The sequence below is a fragment of the Streptomyces sp. NPDC056128 genome (genome assembly GCF_042263835.1).
GTDB lineage: Bacteria > Actinomycetota > Actinomycetes > Streptomycetales > Streptomycetaceae > Streptomyces.
In genome coordinates this window covers 160,582-179,935 of sequence record NZ_JBHJVQ010000002.1, presented here as the reverse complement: position 1 = coordinate 179,935, position 19,354 = coordinate 160,582, and the positions used below count along the sequence as shown (strand labels likewise).

Here is a 19,354-nt window from a genome sequence, read left to right as displayed (position 1 = left end):
GCCACCCCTGGACGACGAGCCGCATCCGCGCAGGAGGCACGATGACGACGAACCCGACCCTCGCCGACCTGGCCGACCGCGCCACCGCGTCCCGCGACCGGCCCGCCTACGGCCACGACGCGCTGATCACCTGCGACCGCCTGGTCCGGATCTTCAGCGCGGACGGCGTGGAGGTGCAGGCCCTCCAGGGCCTCGACCTGCTGGTCCGCGAGGGCGAGTTGATGGCTCTGGTCGGTGCGTCGGGCAGCGGCAAGTCCACGCTGATGAACATCCTCGCCGGCCTGGACACCCCCACCGCCGGGGCGGCCCGGGTGGCCGACCGCGACCTGCTCACGATGACCGCGAAGGACCGGCTGGCCTACCGCCGCGAGGTGGTCGGCTTCGTCTGGCAGCAGACCTCACGCAACCTCCTGCCATACCTGACGGCGGCCCAGAACGTCGCCCTGCCCATGCGGTTGGCGGGCACCCGCGGCCGGACCGGCCGACGGGCCCGTGCCGAACGGTCCCTGGAACTCCTGGAGCTGCTGGACGTCGCCGACTGCCGCGACCGCCGCCCGCGGGAGATGTCCGGCGGCCAGCAGCAACGCGTCGCCATCGCGGTGGCCCTCGCGGGCGCGCCCTCGGTGCTGCTCGCCGACGAGCCCACGGGCGAGCTGGACTCCCACACGGCGGAGCAGATCTTCGCCGCGTTCCGCACCGCGAACGAGCGCCTGGGCACCACCATCGTCATCGTCACCCACGACCAGGCGGTGGCGGGCGAGGTCCGCCGCACGGTCGCCATCCGCGACGGCCGCACCTCCACGGAGGTCCTGCGCCGCAGCGAGGTGGACGCCGCGACCGGCCACGAGACGGTGGTGGCCCGCGAGTACGCCATGCTCGACCGCGCCGGACGGCTCCAGCTGCCCGCCGACTACACCGCGGCCCTCGGCATGCGCGACCGCGTCGCCCTGGAACTGGAGGCCGACCACATCGCCGTACGCCCGGACGACAGCGATCAGTGATGGTGCCCCCGGCGGAGGTCAGCGCACGCTGATGCCGAGGGCGCCGGTGCCCGCCCGGCGCAGCGCGACGGACCCGTAGGGCGTACGGAGCCGAAGCCAGGCGCCCGAGGAGAACAGAACCGGCGCGTCCTCGGCGGACTCCGCCCCGGGCCGCAGGAACCCCAGTGACTGGGCCGCGTGCACGGCCCGCACCGGCAGCCCGGTGTCGCCGACCGTCCGCGACCAGATCTCGCGGCCGATCCGGTCCAGCTCGGCCCGGGTACGCATGTCCGCCGCCAACTCCCCCGTACGGGAACGGAACTCCGCCACCGCGGCGGCGACCAGCGCGCGCAGGGCGTCCGGCGCGGGCAGTCCCGGCTCGGGCCGCCAGCCGCCGCGCGGGGGCAGCACCCCGGCCCAGGGCGGCCCGGTCACGGCACCCGGAACCCCAGCGGTGGCCGACTGCTCGTCCACCGTCTCCAGCAGCTCACCGGCGGACACGGTCACGTCCAGCGTGACGTCGAGCCCGTTCTCGTACGGCTTGGCCAGCCGTACCGCGCGCACGGCCAGCACCTCGAAGGAGGGAGGCCGGCCGAAGACCGCGAGAGCCGTACCGGCGGCCTGCAGACGGACGGCGGCCGAACGGTCGTAGTGGAGCAGCCGGGAGAGGAAGGCCGCGAGATCCGCGGCCTCCCCCTCGTCGGCCAGATGGAGCACCGTCATGCGGCGACGGCCTCCTCCTTGTCGTCCGTGTACTCCCGCAGGAACTCCCGTTCCTCAGCGGTGATGCGGCGGGGCATCTGCGTCTGGAAGTCGAACGGCACGATCACGGTCGAGGCGCGGACGTAGACCACGTCTCCGTCCTTGACCTCGTAGGTGAGCGTGAAGGAGGCCGCCCTCACCTCCGTGACCCACAGCTCGATGTCGACCGGGTGGTGCCGGTGGACGAGCTGCCGCTTGTAGTCGATCTCGTGGCGCGCCACCACAGACCCCTGCTTGAAGTCCTTCTCCGGGCGGAACAGGAAGTCGATACGTGCCTCCTCCAGGTAGCGGAGGAAGACCACGTTGTTGACGTGGCCGTACGCGTCCATGTCCGCCCAGCGCAGCGGGCAGCGGTAGATGTGCCGCAAGATCGATCAGCCCCGGGTCAGCTTCTTGTAGGTGGCGCGGTGCGGACGTGCGGCGTCCGCGCCAAGCCGCTCGATCTTGTTCTTCTCGTACGACTCGAAGTTGCCCTCGAACCAGAACCACTTGGACTCACCCTCGTAGGCGAGGATGTGCGTGGCGACCCGGTCCAGGAACCACCGGTCGTGGGAGACGACCACGGCGCACCCGGGGAACTCGAGGAGGGCGTTCTCCAGGCTGCTGAGGGTCTCGACGTCGAGGTCGTTGGTCGGCTCGTCGAGGAGCAGCAGGTTGCCGCCCTGCTTGAGGGTGAGCGCGAGGTTGAGCCGGTTGCGCTCACCGCCGGACAGGACGCCCGCCGGCTTCTGCTGGTCCGGCCCCTTGAACCCGAAGGCGGAGACGTACGCGCGGCTGGGCATCTCGACCTGGCCGACATTGATGTAGTCCAGCTCATCACTCACAACGGCCCACAGCGTCTTCTTGGGGTCGATGTTCTCGCGGCTCTGGTCGACGTAGGAGATCTTGACGGTGTCGCCGACCTTGATCTGCCCGGAGTCCGGCTCCTCGAAGCCTTGGATCATCTTGAACAGGGTGGTCTTGCCGGCACCGTTGGGTCCGATGACCCCGACGATCCCGTTGCGCGGCAGTGTGAACGACAGATCGTCGATGAGGACCTTCTCGCCGAAGGCCTTGCTGAGGTTGTTGACCTCGACGACGACGCTGCCCAGGCGCGGGCCCGGCGGGATCTGGATCTCCTCGAAGTCCAGCTTCCGCATCTTGTCGGCCTCGGCGGCCATCTCCTCGTACCGCGCGAGACGCGCCTTGGACTTGGCCTGCCGCCCCTTGGCGTTCGACCGCACCCACTCCAGCTCGTCCTTGAGCCGCTTGGCGCGCTTGGCGTCCTTCTGGCCCTCGACCTTGAGACGGGTCTGCTTGGTCTCCAGGTACTTGGAGTAGTTGCCCTCGTAGCCGTGCAGCCGGCCGCGGTCGACCTCGCAGATCCAGCCCGCGACGTTGTCCAGGAAGTACCGGTCGTGGGTCACGGCCACGACGGTGCCCTCGTACTTGGCGAGGTGCTGCTCCAGCCAGTTCACCGACTCGGCGTCGAGGTGGTTGGTGGGCTCGTCGAGCAGCAGCAGGTCGGGCGCCTCGAGCAGCAGCTTGCACAGCGCGACGCGGCGCTTCTCACCACCGGAGAGGTTGGCGACGGGCCAGTCGCCGGGCGGGCAGCCCAGCGCGTCCATGGCCTGCTCCAGCTGGGCGTCGAGGTCCCAGGCGTTGGCGTGGTCGAGCTCCTCCTGGAGCTTGCCCATCTCCTCGAGCAGCGCGTCCGAGTAGTCGGTGGCCATCTGCTCGGCGATCTCGTTGAACCGGTCGAGCTTGCCCTTGACCTCGGCGACACCCTCCTGGACGTTCTCCAGGACGTTCTTGTCCTCGCTCAGCGGGGGCTCCTGCAGCAGGATGCCGACCGTGTAGCCCGGCGACAGGAACGCGTCACCGTTGGACGGCTGCTCCAGCCCCGCCATGATCTTCAGCACGGTCGACTTACCGGCCCCGTTCGGACCGACAACGCCGATCTTCGCGCCGGGCAGGAAGCTCAGGGTGACATCATCGAGGATCACCTTGTCGCCGTGCGCTTTGCGCGCCTTGCGCATGGTGTAAATGTACTCAGCCAAGAGAAACCGTCCGGCAGCTTGAATCAGGCAGTGGGCAGATACACCCCATCTTGCCGCACCGCCACCCCTGGGAGGAAGCGCGTTCTCTGGCGGGATGCTGACCTGGGGTTTCGCGCCCTGCCGAACTAGGGTGGCGATGTGACAAGCGCACCGGAGCGCCCCCTCCTCTTCCTCGACGTGGACGGCCCGCTCATCCCGTTCGGCTCGTCACCGGACCGCGCGCAAGCATCCGTCACCGCTCCGGCCGAAGGGCATCCGCTCCTCGATCGCCTCACCCCCGGGATCGGGCAGCGCCTCATGGCACTGGGATGTGACCTGGTGTGGGCGACGACGTGGGGAGAGGACGCGAACGCGATCGTCGCCCCGCTGATCGGCCTGCCGCGTCTGCCGGTGGTGCCGTGGCCGGCCGACAGTGCCGTGACCGGCCCGCGCGGCCTCCACTGGAAGACACCCCGCCTTGTCGAGTGGGCCGATCGCCGACCGTTCATCTGGGTCGACGACGAGATCGGCGACATGGATCGCCTGTGGGTAGCAGCCCAACACCCTGGGCCCTCGCTTCTCCATCACGTCGCCCCGGCGAGAGGCCTGACGGACGCCGACTTCTCGGCACTGGCCAGGTGGCTCGACTCGTCGGGATGGGCCTGACCGTGACCGGCTGGGTCGCCGACAAGCGTCTCGCCGGACACCGGGTCCCGGCGAGGAGTCTTCGTCGAACCGAGCCGGTCCAGTCCGGTCAGCCGGCTTCCAAGGTCTCGGCCCGCCGCGTCAGCTCTGCCGCGATGTCGTCCCATTCCGGCCCGTGCAGCCACAGGCTCTGCGCGGCCTCCCGCAGCAGAACCGGCTCGTCCGGCCGCTGAAGGAGCACGAGGCGGTAGGCGAGGTTGCGGATCCACACGGGAAGGTGACCGTCGACCTCGTTCGGGCAGAGTTCACGCATCATCGAGAGGATCGCGTCCGCGTCGGCAAACGTCAGTTCCTCGACGAAGTAGTGCTCTCTGTGCTGCTTGCCGCACGCCGGTGTCGGACGGTACTCGTCTCCGTAGAGGCATCGGGCGTGCTCGGTCAGGGTGCTGTGCATACGCCGCAGCCTAAGAGCCCAGCAGGACGGCCTGTCGTCGGACCGCCGCCCCGACCCGGGGCTCGTCGTCGGTGGCGAGGAGGTCGAGGAGGGCGCCGCGGAGGACCGCCAGGGCCAGGGTGCGGCGGGTGGCGCCGTCCTCGCTGTCCCGCTCGGGCTGGGGCTGGCACGCGGCGAGGACGTCCAGCCAGTCGTGCACCGTGGCGCGGGCGAAGCCCGACCAGGCGCCCTCGGGCTCGACGAGAGAGCGCGCGTACGCCTCGGACCAGAGGCGGAGCAGGGCCCGGTGTTCGCGGGCGGAGAGCCAGGCCCAGACGTGTTCGACCGCCGGGACCAGGCCGACGGGCCGGTCGGTGTCCCGGAGGCGGTCCAGGAGCGCCAGTTCGTCCGCGCGGGCCCGTTCCAGCAACGCCCGCACCAGGCCGTCCTTGTTGCCGAACAGGAACATCAGCACCCGCGTGCTGGAGCCGATGGCCTCGGCCAGCGGGCGCAGCGACAGGTCGGCCAGGCCGTGGGTGAGTACGTACCGGTAGGCCGCCTCCAGCAGCTCGACCTGGCGCGCGGACGGGGTTGCCGTTTTCGGGGACATGGGCCTAGCCTAAATCTACTGACACGATTGTTTCAGTATCGGGGAGTAGTCGAAGCGTTACCTATTGGCACGGAGTGCGATCCATGTCCGAGCGAGACCACCAGCGGCGCCTCGTCATACGCCGCGCCGACCGCCCCGGCGACCTGGGCTGGGTCGTGATGGCCCACGGCGAGATCTACGACCGGCAGTTCGGCTGGAACACCGACTTCGAAGCCCTCGTGGCCAAGATCGTCGCCGAGTACGCGGCCAAGCACGACCCGGCCACGGAAGCCGCCTGGCTCGCCGAGGTCGACGGCGAGCGCGCGGGCTGCGTCTTCCTCGTCGCCGGTGACCAGCCGGGCGTCGCGAAGCTGCGCATCCTGCTCGTCGCGCCGACGGTTCGGGGGCTCGGTGTCGGCGCCCGCCTGGTCGAGGAGTGCCTGGACTTCGCCCGCCGGGCCGGCTACCGGCAGGTGACCCTGTGGACCAACGACGTCCTGGTGGCCGCCCGCAAGATCTACCAGCGCTTCGGCTTCCGTCTGGCGGACGAGGAGCCCCATCACAGCTTCGGTCATGATCTCGTCGGGCAGAACTGGATCCTCGACCTGAACTGAGGAGCAATCAGCTGCCGGCCGAGGGCAGGTCCAAGCGTCGGCCCTGGAAGCGCTCACGCAGGAGACGGTCGTGGGTCACCACCACGAGGGTGCCGGTGTAGTGGGCCAGGGCCGCCTCGATCTCCTCCATCAGGGACGGGGAGAGGTGGTTCGTCGGTTCGTCGAGGAGGAGCAGGTCGAGGGGGCCGGACGTGACCAGGCGGGCCAGTTCGAGCTTGCGGCGCTGGCCGACGGACAGGTCGCGTACGGGGACGGACAGGTCCGCGGGGTGGAACAGGCCCAGTGCGAGCAGTGCGTCGGCGTGGTCGTCGGGGTGGCCCGGCCGATCGGCGGCGTAGGCCGCGAGGAGGGTGCGGGCGTCGAAGGCGGCTTCGGGTGCGCACTGTTGGCGCAGGTGGCCGATCCGGCGCGGGCGGCGGACGGTGCCCGCGTCGGGTGTCAGCTCACCTGCCAGTACGTGGAGCAACGTGCTCTTGCCCGCGCCGTTGGGGCCGGTGACGAGCAGTCGGTCGCCGGGGGCGAGTGTCAGGTGCGGGACGGAGAGGCGGCCCCCAACTCTCACCCCTTCCAGATGGGTTGCCGTCGCCGACTCGCCCGTCACCGGCGCGCCTTCGACCCGGGCGGTGAAGCGGAGGGGGCTCGGCGGCGGTGGTACGGGGTGCTCCGTGAGCCGCTGCAAGCGCTCGCGTGCGTTGCGGATGCGGCTCTGGGCGCCGTGGGACCGTGAGCGTGCCCGGAAGGCGCCGGCGCCGCTGAAGGCCCACGGGCCCTTGCGGGGGATCTCGGACAGCATGCCGATGCCGGAGTCCGCCAGGGCGCGCTGCCGGGCGACCTCGTCGCGCCACTGCTCGTGCTCCCACGCCCAGCGCGCCCGGGCCGCCGCCTTGGCGGTGAGGTAGCCGGCGTATCCGTTGCCGTAGCGCCGTACCGTGCGCCGGTCCTGGTCCACCTCCAGCACGGTGCCGGTGACGCGTTCCAGGAACGCCCGGTCGTGCGTGGCCGCGATCACCGTGCCCCGGTGACGGCGCAGGCGGGCTTCGAGCCAGGCCACGGCCTCGTCGTCCAGGTCGTTGGTCGGTTCGTCGAGCAGGAGCAGTTCGGGGTCGGAGGCCAGCGTCGCGGCGAGCGCGAGGCGGGAGCGCTGCCCTCCGGAGAGGGTGCCGAGCGGACGCTCGCTGTCGAGCGGCGCGCGCTCACCGAGGCGGCGCAGGGTCACCTCCACACGCCGGTCCGCTCCCTGGCCGCCCCGTGCGTCGTACTCGGTCAGCAGCGCCGCGTACTCCTCGAAGGCCTCGGGACCGGCCGTGCCCAGTGCGGACTCCGCGGTCCGGATACGGCATTCCAGGGACCGCAGTTCGCGCAGTACGTGGTCCACGGCGTCGCCCACGCTCGCCGTGCCGGGCAGGTCGAGGGTCTGGGCCAGATGACCGATGCCGCCCGGTGCCGTCACGGTCAGGGTGCCGTTGTCGACCGGCTCCTGTCCGGCGAGCAGCCGCAGCAGCGTGGATTTGCCCGAGCCGTTGTCCCCGACGATGCCGACCTTCTCGCCCGGTCGGACGGTGAGGGACGCGCGATCCAGGACGACTCGGTCGCCGTAGCGCTTGGTGACGTCGGCGAGGGCGATCTGAGACGTGGGGCGGACGGGGGCGGCGTTCACGGTGGTGACGGAGGAAGCAGGGCGCAAGGGCAGTCCTTTGGCGGGAGGGAGTAGGGGGCCGGTGGCAGCGGGAGCCGGAAGCTCGCCCACCAACTGGCACGTCCGTAAAGCTAGACGATACGGTTCGTCTCGTCAAGCCTTCCGAACAAAGTCCCCGGCGCCACGCGCACGCGGCAGCCGGGGACTCGGACGGGGATCTGGAACCTGAGCCCTAGAGGGTCACCGCTCGTTCTTCCTCCGGAGGAACACCAGCACCGCACCGCCGATGACCACCAGGCCGATCGCCGCGCCGCCGATCAGCGGGGTCGCCCCTGAGCTGCCGGTCTCGGCGAGGTTGGGGTTCGGGGTGGGGGTGACGGCCGTCGCGGGGGCCGGTTCGCCGAGGGTCTGGGTGGCGTCACCCGTCGTGGCGCCCTGGGTGCGGCAGTCGAGGACGCCGGAGAAGCGCTGTTCGAAACCGGCGGGGCCGCGGATGGTGAAGTCGTAGGGCCGGTCCTCCGGCAGCGGGACGGTCACGGTGCGCGTCTCACCGGCCGCGATGGTGTACTCGGCGTCGAGCAGCGCGAAGGTGAACGGCTCGTCGCCCTTGTTGACGGCGGTGACGTCCAGGCCGCCCTCGGCGCAGTTCTTCTCGGCGGACAGGGCGGGTATCGCCCCCTGGCCGGCCCAGGTGGCCGTGGCCGTCGCCGCGACCGTGGACTCGCTGGAGCCCGCCAGGATCTGGGTCTGGCTGCGGCTCTCGGAGGCGAAGGCCCGACCGACCGGCACGGTGGTCGACGCCTGGACGGTCAGCGCGGACGTACCGGCCTCCGCGTCCTCGGGCACGTCGAAGAAGATCTGGGTGCCGTCGGTGACCTCGGTGACCGGCTCGCCCTTCTTGTCGACGATCCGCACGCCGCTGGTGGTGGCGTCCACCGGGGGCGTCACCGTCGCGCCGCCCGCGTTGGTGCGGACGGTCACCGGACCGATCCGCTCGCCGGGACGGCCCGAGACCGCGGGCGGGTCCAGGGTGAGCGAGGCCGCGGGCTCGGCGAGGTCGCGGGCGTTCTTCTCCAGGTAGTCGGCGAGCCGCTCGGCCTGCGGGTCGGTCGCCTCGACGTCCGTGTGGTCGGAGTAGCGCCAGATGGCCACCTGGGTGCCGGCCGCCGCGTCCTGCTCGGTGAGCCCGCCGCGGACACCCGCCTTCTTCGCGAGCTCGGCGAGATCGTTGACCTGGGGGTAGGAGTTGCCCAGGATCCAACGGATGCGGCCGGCGTCCTTGTTGGTGCCCAGCGAGGTGCCGCTCCACGGCGTCTCGTAGTACTTGGCGTCCTTCTGCGTCGGGTTCTGGATGTCGACGCAGTACGTCTGCAGCATCCCGCCGCCCTCGACGGACATCTCGAACAGGCCGGCCGGCACCTCCTGGTCGCCGCCCTCCCCGTGGATGACCGCGGTGCCGTGCGTCTTGAGCCCGCCTATGGTGGCCGTCGCCCCGCCCTGACCCCCCGCTCTCTCCTGGGCGGCGGCCGGTCCCGCACCGGTCACCAGACCGGCGACGGCGGCCGCGGACACCAGGGCCGTGGCGGCGGTACGTGCCGTCCTCCGGCCGGGCAGAGACAGTGCAGCGAGCGAAGAAAACACCAAATTCCCCTTCGAGCAGGACCCGTTGGCATGGGGGGAACGGTCCCACCAGCAGAATCAGCAGCCCCACAGGGCTCGTTCGGCATCCTAAGGACCTGACGGACCGTGCCCCCGGGTGATGTTCGCCCACACGGTGATCCGAATCGGAATCGTTATCGCCGACCGGCCCTGTGAGCAGGGCTTATCGACAAATCCACCCGGGTTCGTCCGGGCGCATGGGTCGATAAGCCCGTACTTCGGTCAGTTCCGGCGGAGCCGCCCGTGTCAGGCCACCGGGGCGGGCTCCGGGCGTTGTTCGAGGTCCGAGTCGGCCGACTCCCCCGCCGGTGTCTCCCAGTTGGGCTCCGGTCGCGGCGGGGAGGCCGCTACCTCCGCCGCCTCCGCCTTCCCGGTGCGCCTGAACGCGGCCGTGCCGCGCGCGAGATCGTGGCCGATCGCCACCGCGTCGATGTCCGCCGAGGTCCAGTTCTGCCCCTCGCGCACGTCCGTGCGGACCTTCAGCCGGCCCTGGACGACGACGGGGTCGCCCACCGCCAGCGACGCCGACGCGTTGGCGGCGAGCTGCCGATTGGCCCACACGGTGAAGAAGTTGGTGTGGCCGTCCGTCCAGGCGCTCTTCTCGCGGTCCCAGTAGCGCGCGGTGACCGCGAGCCGGAAGCGCGCCGACGGTCCGTTCGCCAGGTCCCGGAAGACCGGCTGCGTGGCCACGTTGCCCACGGCGCAGATCATCGTCTCGTTCATCGCGAGTCCTCCCTCCCGCACGGGCCCGTCCCGTACGGCTGCGTCCGGCGACCGCGTTCGTCGCGACCGCCGCGAGGCCAGACTGCCCCGGCCAGCCCCCGGCCCGCCGAGGGCTGTGGACCGCCGCCCCGCCTGTGGAGAACTCCGTCACCCTTGCGGGTGAGAGTCGCCGATCCGCGCCTACCTCGCCGCAGTCCCCACCCCCGTGACCCGCCCGTACTGCTCCCGCACTTCCCGGTACCGCAGCAGTTCCGCCGCCAGCGGATCCAGCACCCTGGCCCGGCCGCACCCGGCGGCCGCCTCCCGCAGCAGGCGTTCCGCCTCGTGGCCGTAGCGGCGTGCCGGGCCGCGGGCCGCCATGCGGCAGGCCCACTCGATGAGGGGACCGCCGATGATGCCCGCCAGCATCAGCAGCACCGGCACGCCCAGGTTCGGTGGCATGAAGCCGACGATCTGGCCCAGCAGCCACAGGCCGCCCACCACCTGGGTGAGGGTCATGGACGCCTGGGCGAGCACGGCCACCGGCCACCAGCCCGGCCTCGGTGGGCGCCCCGGCGGCAGCCCCGTGCGCTCCGCCAGCTCGTCCAGGGCCTCGGGCAGCCCCTGGGCGCCGCGCACGGCCGCCTCGCGCATCGCCTGCGCCCACGGCGCCGGCAGTCCGGCCGACGCCCGCTCGGAGACCGTGCGCACCGCCTGCTCGACGCGCTGCCGCGCGGTGGCCTCCTCGTCGGGCTGGGCGCGCAGCGGGAGCCGCCCCGTGGCCGGTTCACGCCGCTCGTGGTACCAGCGCCACAGCCGCAGCCAGGGCGTACCGCACGCGCGGTTGGCGTTGCGCAGCCAGGCCCGCTCGGCCGCGTCGCCCGCCGCGGTGGCGCCCACCGCGTCCGCGAGCCGGTCCGAGAACTCCTCCCGGGCCTGCTCGCTGAGGCCGGTCCGCCGCCCGGTGACGTACACGGAGCGCAGGCGCCAGGCGGCGGCGTCCACGTCGGCCGCGATACGGCGCGCCGGGGCCTGCCGCTCGGCGACGAACTGGCCGAGCACCTCGCGCAGCTCGCCGATGCCCTCCCCGGTGAGCGCGGACAGGGCGAGCACGGTCGCGCCGGGTTCGCCGTACTCCCCCAGCGCGATGCCGTCCTCGTCGAGCAGGCGCCGCAGATCGTCGAGGACCTGTTCGGCGGCCTCGCCGGGCAGCCGGTCGATCTGGTTGAGGACGACGAGGGTGACCTCCGCGTGGCCCGCCATCGGCCGCAGATAGCGCTCGTGGAGGACCGCGTCGGCGTACTTCTCCGGGTCGACGACCCAGATGACGGCGTCGACCAGCTCCAGGATGCGGTCCACCTGCTCGCGGTGCTGGACGGCCGCCGAGTCGTGGTCGGGCAGGTCGATCAGGACCAGCCCGCGCAGCGGCGACTCGGAGTCGGGGTGCTGGATCGGGCGGCGGCGCAGGCGGCCGGGGATGCCGAGCCGGTCCAGCAGGCTGGCCGCGCCGTCGCTCCAACTGCACGCGATGGGCGCGGCGGTGGTCGGCCGGCGGACACCCGTCTCGGAGATCGTCACCCCGGCGAGGGTGTTGAACAGCTGCGACTTGCCGCTGCCGGTCGCGCCCGCGATGGCGACGACGGTGTGCTGCCCGGAGAGCCTGCGCCGCGCGGCGGCCTCGTCGAGGACCCGGCCCGCCTCGGCCAGGGTCCCGCCGTCGAGGCGGGCCCGGGAGAGCCCGACCAGCTCGCGCAGGGCGTCCAGCCGGGACCTGAGCTGTCCGTCGTAGGCGAGCGGCATCAGGGCGGCCGAGGTGGCGGCGGGCCTGCTGGGCAGGACCGCGTACTGCTCCGTGCCACCGTTCTCGTCCACCCGCCGCGCGATCAGCCCGTCACCCCAGGCACCCTCCCCGTCCCCGGAACCGCCGCCCGAGTTGGAGCCGGAGGAACCACCGGGGCCGGAGGAACCACCGGAGCCGGACGGACCACCCGAGCCGGACGAACCACCGGAGCCAGACGGACCACCGGCGACACGCTCGGCCCTCGCCGCACGCTCGGCCCCTCCCGCACGTTCCATCCCTCCGGCACGCTCCATCCCTCCCCCACGTTCCGCCCCTCCCGCACGCTCAGCCCTTCCCGCACGCTCAGCCCCTCCCGCCCCCTCGGCCCCGCCCGCCCGCTCCCGGTCGACCACGCCCCCCGTACGGCCCCCGCGCCGCCGCAGCCACGTCCCCCGCACCGGTTCCCCGGACGCGCCCTCGGCGCCGTCCGCACGCGTGGTCTCCGGCTCGGTGGCGCTCTCCGGGGCCCGGCCGTCCCCGGGCTCCGTGTCGCCGGCCCGGCCCGTCCGGTCCGCCTCCTGGGTCGTGTGGTCGGAGTGCTCGGTGGGGTCCTGGTCAGTGACGGCGGTCACCGGTCACCTCTCCTTCTGCAGTACGGACAGCGCGGCGATGAGTTCGGCCTGTGGCTCGGGATGCACCTCCAGCCCGTCGAGCGGCGCCAGCCGGCGCTCGCGCTCGACGTGCAGGACGCGGTCGACGTGTTCGTCGAGCAGCCGTCCGCCCCGGTCGCGCAGCCGCAGCGCGCCGTGGGCGCCGATCCGCTCGGCGAGCCGCTCCCCGGCGACCCGCGCGCGTCGCCCGCCGAGCAGCACGGTGGCGACCAGCCCGGCCACCACCCCGGGATCCGGGGCGAGGTTCCGGTCCAGCTCGCGGACCTCGTCCTCGGCGTACTCCTCCAGCTCCCGCCGCCACCGCCGTACGGCCAGCCCGATCCGGTGCTCGGCGCTCTCCGGGGTGGGGTCGTGGCGCGCGAGTTCCGGGGCGGACGCGGCCGGTTCGCCCCGCCACGCCTCGTCGACGCGTTCGTCGGCGGCGGTGACGGCGCACAGCAGCAGGGCGCTCAGGCTCTCCACCAGGGAGTCGAGGAGCTCCTCCGGGGTGCAGTCGAGGGGGAAGGCCCGCCAGCGCTTCAGGGCGTCCCCGGCGAGCACGGCGCCCGCCTGCAACCGCCCCCGCACGCGCGCGTGCTCGCCGTCGTACGCACCCTCGACGGCGGCGGTGAGCCGCAGCGCGGCGGCGTACTGCGCCGCGGTGGCGCCGGCCAGTTCGGGCATCCGGGACTTGAGCGAGTCCAGGATGCCGTGCGCCGTACGGGCCATGGTGTGGTGCCGGGCGTCCAGGTCCTGGGCCCGGTGCACGAGCCAGGCCCGCAGCGGCGCCACGGCGCTGGCCGGCAACAGCCCGCCACCCCAGGCCGATTCGGGCAGTTCGGGCACGGTGAAGCGGGGTACGTCGCCGAGGCCGGCCTTGGTGAGCAGCGCCGCGTACTGCCGGGACACCTCGGCCACCACCTGGTGCGGCACCCGGTCGAGGACGGTGACCAAGGTGGCGTCGTACTCCTTGGCGGTGCGCAGCAGGTGCCAGGGCACCGCGTCGGCGTACCGGGCGGCCGTGGTGACCATCACCCAGATGTCGGCGGCGCAGATCAGCTCGGCCGCCAGGACGCGGTTGTCGGCGACGAGGGAGTCGATGTCGGGCGCGTCCAGGAGGGCGACGCCCGGCGGCAGGGTGTCGGCGGTCTCGACCCGCAGCACACGCGCGGGGTTCTCGCCGGGCAGGAGCAGGTCGTCGTCCGGTTCCCGGTGCGGCACCCACACGCGCGTGAGGTCGGGCAGCACCCGCATCCCGCTGAACCAGTGGTGGTCCTCCGGATGGCACACCAGCACCGGCGTGCGGGTCGTGGGCCGCAGCACGCCGGCCTCGCTGACCCGCTGCCCCACGAGGGAGTTCACCAGGGTGGACTTCCCGGCGCCGGTGGATCCGCCCACCACGGCCAGCAGGGGTGCTTCGGGGTCCTTCAGCCGGGGCATCAGGTAGTCGTCGAGCTGGGCGAGCAGCTCGTCGCGGTTGGCACGCGCGCGTGGCGCACCCGCCAGGGGCAGCGGGAAGCGTGCGGCCGCGACGCGGTCGCGCAGCGCGGAGAGTGCGTCAAGCAGCTGAGGCCGTACGTCCAAGGTCACCACATGTGAAGAATGCCCAATTTTAGGGGAATTCTGAAGCATATGAGCATGTCTGCGCGCCGACCGGACACTCCGGACGGAAGCCACTACTGGGACGTGAGCGCAGTCCAGGCATAACGAGTGGACAACACCCGATGCGCGAGCGGCCAAAAGCGATGCACGATTCGTACCTGCCTGCGATTATCAGAACCGCTTCACCGAACCTCCACATCGAGCCACGGAGGGGAAGCATCAGGGACATGGAGCCGGGAGCCCTATCCTTGTCCCCGGCAACGTCACGGACCCGCCCACACCCGGGCACCACGAACGAGGCCACCACACCAGGCCCCCGTAGCTCAGTGGATAGAGCAGGCGCCTTCTAAGCGCTTGGCCGCAGGTTCGAGTCCTGCCGGGGGCGCCACTGCCCGTTTGGCGAGGGGGACCGGACCACGTGCGACTGCGCTGCGCCGTAATCGACGACTTCCAGCGGGTGGCGACCGAGATCGCCGACTGGTCCCCGGTCGCCGACGACGTGGACGTCGTGTCCTTCGACACCCATTTCGGCGACGAGGACGCTCTCGCCGCCGCCCTCGCCGGCTTCGACATCGTGGTCACGCTGCGCGAACGCGTGGCCTTCCCCGGATCGCTGATCTCCCGGCTGCCCCGGCTGAGACTCATCGTCGCCTCCGGCATGCGCAACAGCGTGATCGACTACGCCGCCGCCGAGGCGCACGGCGTCACCGTGTGCGGCACGGCCTCCTCCTCGGCCCCGCCCGTCGAACTGACCTGGGCGCTGCTCCTCGGCCTGGCCCGCGGCATCGTCCAGGAGGGCAACGGGCTGCGCGAGGGCGGCCCCTGGCAGCAGACGGTGGGTGCCGACCTGCACGGCCGCCGCCTGGGCCTGCTGGGCCTCGGCAAGATCGGCAGCCGGGTGGCCGGGGTCGGCCTCGCCTTCGGCATGCGGGTGAGCGCGTGGAGCCGGAACCTCACCCGGGAGCGCGCCGACGAGGTGGGCGTCGAACTCGCCCCCTCCAAGGAGGCGCTGTTGCGTGACGCCGACTTCGTCTCCGTCCACCTGGCGCTCGGCGACCGCACCCGCGGCCTGCTCGGCCCCGCCGAACTGGCCCTGCTCAAGCCGACCGCCTACCTGATCAACACCTCGCGCGCGGCGATCGTCGACCAGGACGCCCTGCTCGCCGCGCTGCACGAGGGCCGGATCGCCGGCGCGGGCGTCGACGTCTTCGACACCGAGCCGCTGCCCGCCGGCCACCCGATGCGCACGGCCCCGCGCCTGCTCGCGACGCCCCACCTGGGCTACGTCTCACAGGCCAACTACGCCACGTACTACGGCCAGGCCGTGGAGGCGATCCGGGCCCACCTCGACGGCTCCCCCGTACGCCGCCTGCCCGTGGCCCCGGCCCAGGACGCTCAGGCGGTTCCCACCCGGGCGGATTCCGCCGGGCGCGAGTAGATTCCGCCGCTCCGGCGCAGGTGTCCGAAGTCCACCAGATGGCGCCGGAGCGTCACATGGTCGACCTCGCCGTCCTCGCACCACGCCCGCAGCTTCTGGTCGACGGTGCGCTCCGGGTACTCCACGCCGGGGGCGAAGGTCCGCTCGGCGATGTGCCGCAGCACCACCTTCTTGCGCGTCCAGCGGGCGGGGAGGCGGACCAGGCGCCCGTCCTTCACGAAGGTCCGCAGGATCATGCCGGTGCGGTCGCCGTCGGCCACCGGTGCGGGGGCACCGGCCGGGGCCGCCGTGGGGCGGGCCGCGCGGGCCAGTTCCCTGAAACGGTCGTGGGCGACGACGAGTTCACCGCCGTCCCCGGACGCCACCACGCCCTGCTCCCGCAGTCGGCGCAGCGCGGCAGCCGTCTCCTTCGCGGACAGTCCGGCCATCCGGGCCACCTCCGCGTTGCCGCCGGCGCCCAGGGCGACGGCGGCGAAGGCGCGCACCCTGCTCTCCTCGGAGAAGAGGCCGGGCAGCGCGGCGAGCGCGGATGCCTCGAAGGGCTCGGAGGGATCGATGGACGCGTCGGGCAGGTCGTTCGACATGGCGGGGAGGCTAGTGGACGTCCGCGCGGGAGCGGCACTGGTTTTCCGGCGCCGCCCGCTCCCTCGCCGCCCCTCGCCCTCTGTGCAAAAAGGGTGATCCTCACATTCTGCCCGTGACCCGCTTCGACCATGTGCGTTGAACCGGCCGCGCGGCGGCGCGTCCTGCCGCCGTGTTCCCCGAGTCAGAAGGAGAAACGTGATGTCTCGCATCGCGAAGGCTGCCGGCGTCGCTCTCGGCGCCGGCGCCATGGTGCTCAGCGGCACCGGCCTGGCCATGGCGGACGCGGACGCCAGCGGCGCCGCCGTCGGCTCGCCCGGCGTCCTGTCCGGCAACGTCATCCAGATCCCGGTGCACGTGCCGGTGAACCTGTGCGGCAACACCGTCAACATCTTCGCTCTGCTCAACCCGGCGTTCGGCAACAGCTGCGAGAACGGCGACGACGACAAGAAGAAGGACACCAGCGACAAGAAGAAGGACACGAGCGACAAGCACGGCAAGAACGGCAAGAACGGCAAGAACGCCGGCTACGGCGGCTGAGTCCCGTAGGCACCCGAAGAGCCCCGGCCTTCCCAGCCGGGGCTCTTCCCGTGGGTCCCTCAGGCGTACCGGTAGATCCGGCCGACGTCCTCCAGCTCGTCCGGCGTCACGTCCCACGGCGGCAGCCGCTCGTGCCGGGCGACGATCCGTCCGTGCTGTGCGCTGCCCCGGCCGGGCGGCTTCGCGGGCAGGTAGCGGGCGCCTCGGTGGCGGGCCTGCCAGCGGGACCACTGGAGGTCGACGAAGGCGTGGTGCAGCCAGAAGACCGGGTCGTTGACGGAGGCGCCGCCGACCATGACCCCGCCGACCCACCGGTGCACCCGGTTGTGGTTGCGCCAGGAGACGCTGCCCCGGCCGGTCCCCCACCCCTCCAGCTTGTTGCGGAACCCCTTGCGGACCGTGGAGTCGTAGGGCGCGGTGTCGTACACCGGGTCGTCGAGGGCCCACTCCAGGTCGCTCTTGGCGGGCAGCTTGAGGGGATCGCCGGCCCGCCCGAGGTCCCGGGTGAGGTACTCGGTGTCGGTGACGTTCACCTTCAGGGTCCAGTTGCCCTCGGCGTACGCGAACGGCCCGGTGGTGACCCGGTGGTCGGAGCGTCTCCCCGTGCCGCCGAGGAAGTCGGCGGTCCAGGGCGCGGACGTGGTGCTGCGGTCCTTCGTCCAGTCCCAGTACGGCACGGTGACCGACGAGTCGACCCGGCGCAGCGCCTCCTCCAGGTCCAGCAGGAACCTGCGGTGCCAGGGCAGGAAGGAGGGCGCCATGTGCGCCGTACGCAGCCCGTTCTCGCCGTCCGAGACGTAGTACTCGATGTGGGTGCGGACGAACTCGTCGTACTCGCCTCGCCGTTTGATCTCCAGCAGCGCGCTGACGAACCGTCGTCGCTCGGTGCGGGTCAGCGTGCTGACGTCCCTACGCGTGTACGCCATGCCGCCCCCCGGAGCGGTGGTCGTGCCCCTGGGAGTCGTGCTCCTCGGCGGCCGGCGTGTCGCGCAGGTGCTCGCCGGGGCCGAGTTCATCGACGGCGCGGCGGGCCGCGGAAAGGGGGGTGGGGTACGACCGGTAGTGGTCGATCATGGTCAGCCAGCTGCCGTCGGCCCGGCGCATCAGGTGCAGCGGGCGACCGTCCACGGTGACGTGCCAGGTGCCGGCGCCGACGGCGCGTCCCGCGGCGGACCGGATGCCGCGGATCCGGCGCCCCCGGTAGGTCTCGTCGAAGGCGCCGCTCCCTGCCGGCTCGGCGGTGTGCGGCTCGGGGCGGGAGGCGGCGACCAGCGGTGTCAGGGTGACCGCGAGAGCGGGGGCGAGCAGCCCTCGCATCAGCTGCCGCCGGGTGCCGTGCGCCGGGCCGCCTCTCGCCCGGCTCTCCGCCCCGCGATCCCGCTCGTGCCTCTGATACTGCTCCTGCTCGGTGTCGCTCGTTGCCGCGCCCGCGTCAACGGCCATGGCTCGCTCCTCGTCCGGTTCCGGTGGTCCGCACCGCTAACCCGTCGACGGGCCACTCGGTCACCGCTCGCAGGGCCAGTCGGAGCACGGACGGCCCGGGCGCGTGACGGGCCGAGCGGGCTACAACCCCGGTCCGAGCGGGCTAGAGCCCCGGTCCGACGCCCAGGTCGGCCACGGGGACCGTCTGGACGACGGGGGCCGTCACACCGGCCTCCGGGAGCTTGGCCGCCGGCAGGCCGAGGGCGTCGGCCCGCGGCGCGGTGAGCGGCGCGTCCAGGGACAGACCGGGTGCCAGGGTGCGCAGCCCGGCGGCGGGGGCGTCCATGGCGGCATGGTCGAAGTCGTCGCCGAGGACGTGCGGCACGGGCTGGCGCAGGTCGGCGCCCGGCAGCCCGCCGTGCACCGGCAACTGCGGCAGTGTCCGCTCCGGCAGCAGCCGGCCCTCGACGTAGCGCGGCCCCTCGGGTGCGCCCACCGTCGGCACGGGCAGCTCCCCGGTCGCCTCCGGCAGTTCCATGCCGAGGGCCGTCTCCGCGCCGCCCAGGGGCACGGGTACGGGGATCGCGTCGGCCGCGGCGGCGGGGGCCGCGGACACGCCCACGGCGGCCGCCACTCCGGTGACGACGGCGGCCAGGGTTCGTCTGGTGGTCGACTTCATGTCAGGCACGGTCCCTTTCGAGAATGCGGGAAGGCGGGAGGAACGGGCGGGAAGAGCGCACGCGGAAACGGCCCGGGACTCAGCCGCCCAGCGGGAGGCCCCCGAGCCGGCCGCTCTTCGAGTTCAGGTCGGTGGTCGCACCCTTCACGGTGTGCAGCACGGAGTCCTTGTTCTCGGTGTCGAGCGCGTCCGACTGATGCTTGAGCGGCATGACGTCGATGGGCTCCGCGGTCAGCGCGTTCACGGCGCCGTTGAGGCTGGTGGGCGTGAGCTTCGCGGTGTCGGCGTCGTAGGCGAACGCGGGCACGGCGGAGCCGGCGACGACCAGGGAACCGGCGACGACCGCGGCGGCCTTGAGGGACTTCATCGTGTTCCTTTCTTCGGCGACCCGTGTCACCGGAGGAAATACTGACGCCCTCTCCAACGACCTGTACCGGGCACGGAAACTCCACCGTCCGGAAGACATATGAGATCTCCGGACCCTCGAAAGACGGAAGGACAGAAAGGCGGAAATACAGAAAGGGCCGTCGCGCCACCCCGGAAAGGGGGGTTAGCCACGGCGCCCGGGGGCCCGCGGGGGCTGGCGGGGGTGGGCCGGCAGGGGGGACGCCGGGAACCCCCCT

20 protein-coding genes and 1 tRNA gene are annotated in these 19,354 nt (G+C 72.4%); 6 read left to right on the top strand and 15 right to left on the bottom strand.

The features are described from left to right. Window positions 1–41 precede the first annotated feature (41 nt). Complete coding sequence (locus ACFC1X_RS04795; protein WP_376348803.1) at window positions 42–1,001, top strand: ABC transporter ATP-binding protein; 960 nt, start codon at window positions 42–44, stop codon at window positions 999–1,001. 18 nt (window positions 1,002–1,019) lie between these two features. On the opposite strand, the gene ACFC1X_RS04790 is transcribed toward ACFC1X_RS04795, so the two are convergent. Genes ACFC1X_RS04790 through ettA form a run of 3 tightly spaced genes read right to left on the bottom strand, consistent with a single transcriptional unit; the run spans window position 1,020 to window position 3,781 of the window. Further along, a complete protein-coding gene (locus tag ACFC1X_RS04790; protein ID WP_376348801.1) occupies window positions 1,020–1,703 on the bottom strand; it encodes a hypothetical protein in 684 nt (227 codons plus the stop codon). Next, a complete protein-coding gene (locus ACFC1X_RS04785) occupies window positions 1,700–2,110 on the bottom strand; it encodes a thioesterase family protein (protein ID WP_122620070.1) in 411 nt (136 codons plus the stop codon). Before ACFC1X_RS04785 ends, ACFC1X_RS04790 begins: the two co-directional genes overlap by 4 nt. A 6-nt stretch (window positions 2,111–2,116) precedes the next feature. Then, window positions 2,117–3,781 carry an energy-dependent translational throttle protein EttA gene (ettA, locus tag ACFC1X_RS04780; RefSeq protein ID WP_376348799.1) on the bottom strand — a complete coding sequence of 555 codons (1,665 nt, stop codon included), beginning with the start codon at window positions 3,779–3,781 and terminating at the stop codon, window positions 2,117–2,119. Window positions 3,782–3,919: 138 nt separating this feature from the next. Here ettA and ACFC1X_RS04775 point away from each other — a divergent pair, with 138 nt between their 5' ends. Further along, window positions 3,920–4,426: an HAD domain-containing protein gene (locus ACFC1X_RS04775; protein ID WP_376348797.1), complete on the top strand. Its 507-nt coding sequence runs from the start codon at window positions 3,920–3,922 to the stop codon at window positions 4,424–4,426. Between the two features lie 88 nt (window positions 4,427–4,514). On the opposite strand, the gene ACFC1X_RS04770 is transcribed toward ACFC1X_RS04775, so the two are convergent. Both ACFC1X_RS04770 and ACFC1X_RS04765 read right to left on the bottom strand, forming a co-directional pair. Next, complete coding sequence (locus tag ACFC1X_RS04770; protein WP_376348796.1) at window positions 4,515–4,859, bottom strand: hypothetical protein; 345 nt, start codon at window positions 4,857–4,859, stop codon at window positions 4,515–4,517. 10 nt (window positions 4,860–4,869) lie between these two features. Then, window positions 4,870–5,448, bottom strand: coding sequence for a TetR family transcriptional regulator (locus ACFC1X_RS04765; protein WP_376348794.1), 579 nt, complete (start codon window positions 5,446–5,448; stop codon window positions 4,870–4,872). An 83-nt stretch (window positions 5,449–5,531) separates the two neighbouring features. Here ACFC1X_RS04765 and ACFC1X_RS04760 point away from each other — a divergent pair, with 83 nt between their 5' ends. Continuing rightward, a complete protein-coding gene (locus ACFC1X_RS04760; protein ID WP_376348792.1) occupies window positions 5,532–6,041 on the top strand; it encodes a GNAT family N-acetyltransferase in 510 nt (169 codons plus the stop codon). Window positions 6,042–6,048: 7 nt separating this feature from the next. On the opposite strand, the gene abc-f is transcribed toward ACFC1X_RS04760, so the two are convergent. The 5 genes from abc-f to ACFC1X_RS04735 all read right to left on the bottom strand — a co-directional run bounded on the left by abc-f (window position 6,049) and on the right by ACFC1X_RS04735 (window position 14,061). Further along, complete coding sequence (gene abc-f, locus ACFC1X_RS04755; protein WP_376349764.1) at window positions 6,049–7,698, bottom strand: ribosomal protection-like ABC-F family protein; 1,650 nt, start codon at window positions 7,696–7,698, stop codon at window positions 6,049–6,051. A 219-nt stretch (window positions 7,699–7,917) separates the two neighbouring features. After that, complete coding sequence (locus tag ACFC1X_RS04750) at window positions 7,918–9,318, bottom strand: Cys-Gln thioester bond-forming surface protein (protein ID WP_376348790.1); 1,401 nt, start codon at window positions 9,316–9,318, stop codon at window positions 7,918–7,920. Window positions 9,319–9,582: 264 nt separating this feature from the next. Then, complete coding sequence (locus ACFC1X_RS04745) at window positions 9,583–10,059, bottom strand: single-stranded DNA-binding protein (protein WP_376348788.1); 477 nt, start codon at window positions 10,057–10,059, stop codon at window positions 9,583–9,585. Between the two features lie 180 nt (window positions 10,060–10,239). Then, window positions 10,240–12,450, bottom strand: a complete 2,211-nt coding sequence (locus ACFC1X_RS04740; RefSeq protein ID WP_376348786.1) for a YfjP family GTPase — start codon at window positions 12,448–12,450, stop codon at window positions 10,240–10,242. A gap of 3 nt (window positions 12,451–12,453) precedes the next feature. Then, window positions 12,454–14,061 carry a dynamin family protein gene (locus ACFC1X_RS04735; RefSeq protein ID WP_376348784.1) on the bottom strand — a complete coding sequence of 536 codons (1,608 nt, stop codon included), beginning with the start codon at window positions 14,059–14,061 and terminating at the stop codon, window positions 12,454–12,456. A gap of 321 nt (window positions 14,062–14,382) precedes the next feature. On the opposite strand from ACFC1X_RS04735, the gene ACFC1X_RS04730 reads away from it, so the two are divergent. Both ACFC1X_RS04730 and ACFC1X_RS04725 read left to right on the top strand, forming a co-directional pair. After that, a tRNA-Arg gene (locus ACFC1X_RS04730) sits at window positions 14,383–14,458 on the top strand. A gap of 30 nt (window positions 14,459–14,488) precedes the next feature. Further along, window positions 14,489–15,508: a D-2-hydroxyacid dehydrogenase family protein gene (locus ACFC1X_RS04725; RefSeq protein WP_376348782.1), complete on the top strand. Its 1,020-nt coding sequence runs from the start codon at window positions 14,489–14,491 to the stop codon at window positions 15,506–15,508. Here the strand turns inward: ACFC1X_RS04725 and ACFC1X_RS04720 are convergent. Continuing rightward, a complete protein-coding gene (locus ACFC1X_RS04720; protein ID WP_376348780.1) occupies window positions 15,466–16,092 on the bottom strand; it encodes a DUF2087 domain-containing protein in 627 nt (208 codons plus the stop codon). The genes ACFC1X_RS04725 and ACFC1X_RS04720 overlap by 43 nt on opposite strands. Before the next feature lie 199 nt (window positions 16,093–16,291). Here ACFC1X_RS04720 and ACFC1X_RS04715 point away from each other — a divergent pair, with 199 nt between their 5' ends. After that, window positions 16,292–16,630: a chaplin gene (locus ACFC1X_RS04715; RefSeq protein WP_376348778.1), complete on the top strand. Its 339-nt coding sequence runs from the start codon at window positions 16,292–16,294 to the stop codon at window positions 16,628–16,630. Between the two features lie 59 nt (window positions 16,631–16,689). Here ACFC1X_RS04715 and ACFC1X_RS04710 read toward each other — a convergent pair whose 3' ends face one another. From ACFC1X_RS04710 to ACFC1X_RS04695, 4 genes are all read right to left on the bottom strand, one after another. Beyond that, window positions 16,690–17,556, bottom strand: a complete 867-nt coding sequence (locus ACFC1X_RS04710) for a tyrosinase family protein (RefSeq protein WP_376348776.1) — start codon at window positions 17,554–17,556, stop codon at window positions 16,690–16,692. Next, the gene (locus ACFC1X_RS04705) at window positions 17,540–18,073 is read right to left on the bottom strand and encodes a tyrosinase family oxidase copper chaperone (protein ID WP_376348774.1); all 534 of its coding nucleotides are present in this window, start codon (window positions 18,071–18,073) and stop codon (window positions 17,540–17,542) included. Before ACFC1X_RS04705 ends, ACFC1X_RS04710 begins: the two co-directional genes overlap by 17 nt. 142 nt (window positions 18,074–18,215) lie before the next feature. Further along, entirely contained in the window at window positions 18,216–18,731 is a 516-nt protein-coding gene (locus ACFC1X_RS04700; protein ID WP_376348773.1) for a hypothetical protein, read from the bottom strand. Window positions 18,732–18,810: 79 nt separating this feature from the next. Next, window positions 18,811–19,098, bottom strand: coding sequence for a hypothetical protein (locus ACFC1X_RS04695; protein ID WP_376348771.1), 288 nt, complete (start codon window positions 19,096–19,098; stop codon window positions 18,811–18,813). Between the last annotated feature and the right edge of the window lie 256 nt (window positions 19,099–19,354).

Coding starts and splice junctions, on each gene's coding strand:
- ACFC1X_RS04795 (WP_376348803.1), top strand. CDS start 42: ATGACGACGAACCCGACCCTCGCCGACCTGGCCGACCGCGCCACCGCG.
- ACFC1X_RS04790 (WP_376348801.1), bottom strand. CDS start 1,703: ATGACGGTGCTCCATCTGGCCGACGAGGGGGAGGCCGCGGATCTCGCG.
- ACFC1X_RS04770 (WP_376348796.1), bottom strand. CDS start 4,859: ATGCACAGCACCCTGACCGAGCACGCCCGATGCCTCTACGGAGACGAG.
- ACFC1X_RS04765 (WP_376348794.1), bottom strand. CDS start 5,448: ATGTCCCCGAAAACGGCAACCCCGTCCGCGCGCCAGGTCGAGCTGCTG.
- ACFC1X_RS04760 (WP_376348792.1), top strand. CDS start 5,532: ATGTCCGAGCGAGACCACCAGCGGCGCCTCGTCATACGCCGCGCCGAC.
- ACFC1X_RS04745 (WP_376348788.1), bottom strand. CDS start 10,059: ATGAACGAGACGATGATCTGCGCCGTGGGCAACGTGGCCACGCAGCCG.
- ACFC1X_RS04720 (WP_376348780.1), bottom strand. CDS start 16,092: ATGTCGAACGACCTGCCCGACGCGTCCATCGATCCCTCCGAGCCCTTC.
- ACFC1X_RS04715 (WP_376348778.1), top strand. CDS start 16,292: ATGTCTCGCATCGCGAAGGCTGCCGGCGTCGCTCTCGGCGCCGGCGCC.
- ACFC1X_RS04710 (WP_376348776.1), bottom strand. CDS start 17,556: ATGGCGTACACGCGTAGGGACGTCAGCACGCTGACCCGCACCGAGCGA.
- ACFC1X_RS04705 (WP_376348774.1), bottom strand. CDS start 18,073: ATGGCCGTTGACGCGGGCGCGGCAACGAGCGACACCGAGCAGGAGCAG.
- ACFC1X_RS04700 (WP_376348773.1), bottom strand. CDS start 18,731: ATGAAGTCGACCACCAGACGAACCCTGGCCGCCGTCGTCACCGGAGTG.
- ACFC1X_RS04695 (WP_376348771.1), bottom strand. CDS start 19,098: ATGAAGTCCCTCAAGGCCGCCGCGGTCGTCGCCGGTTCCCTGGTCGTC.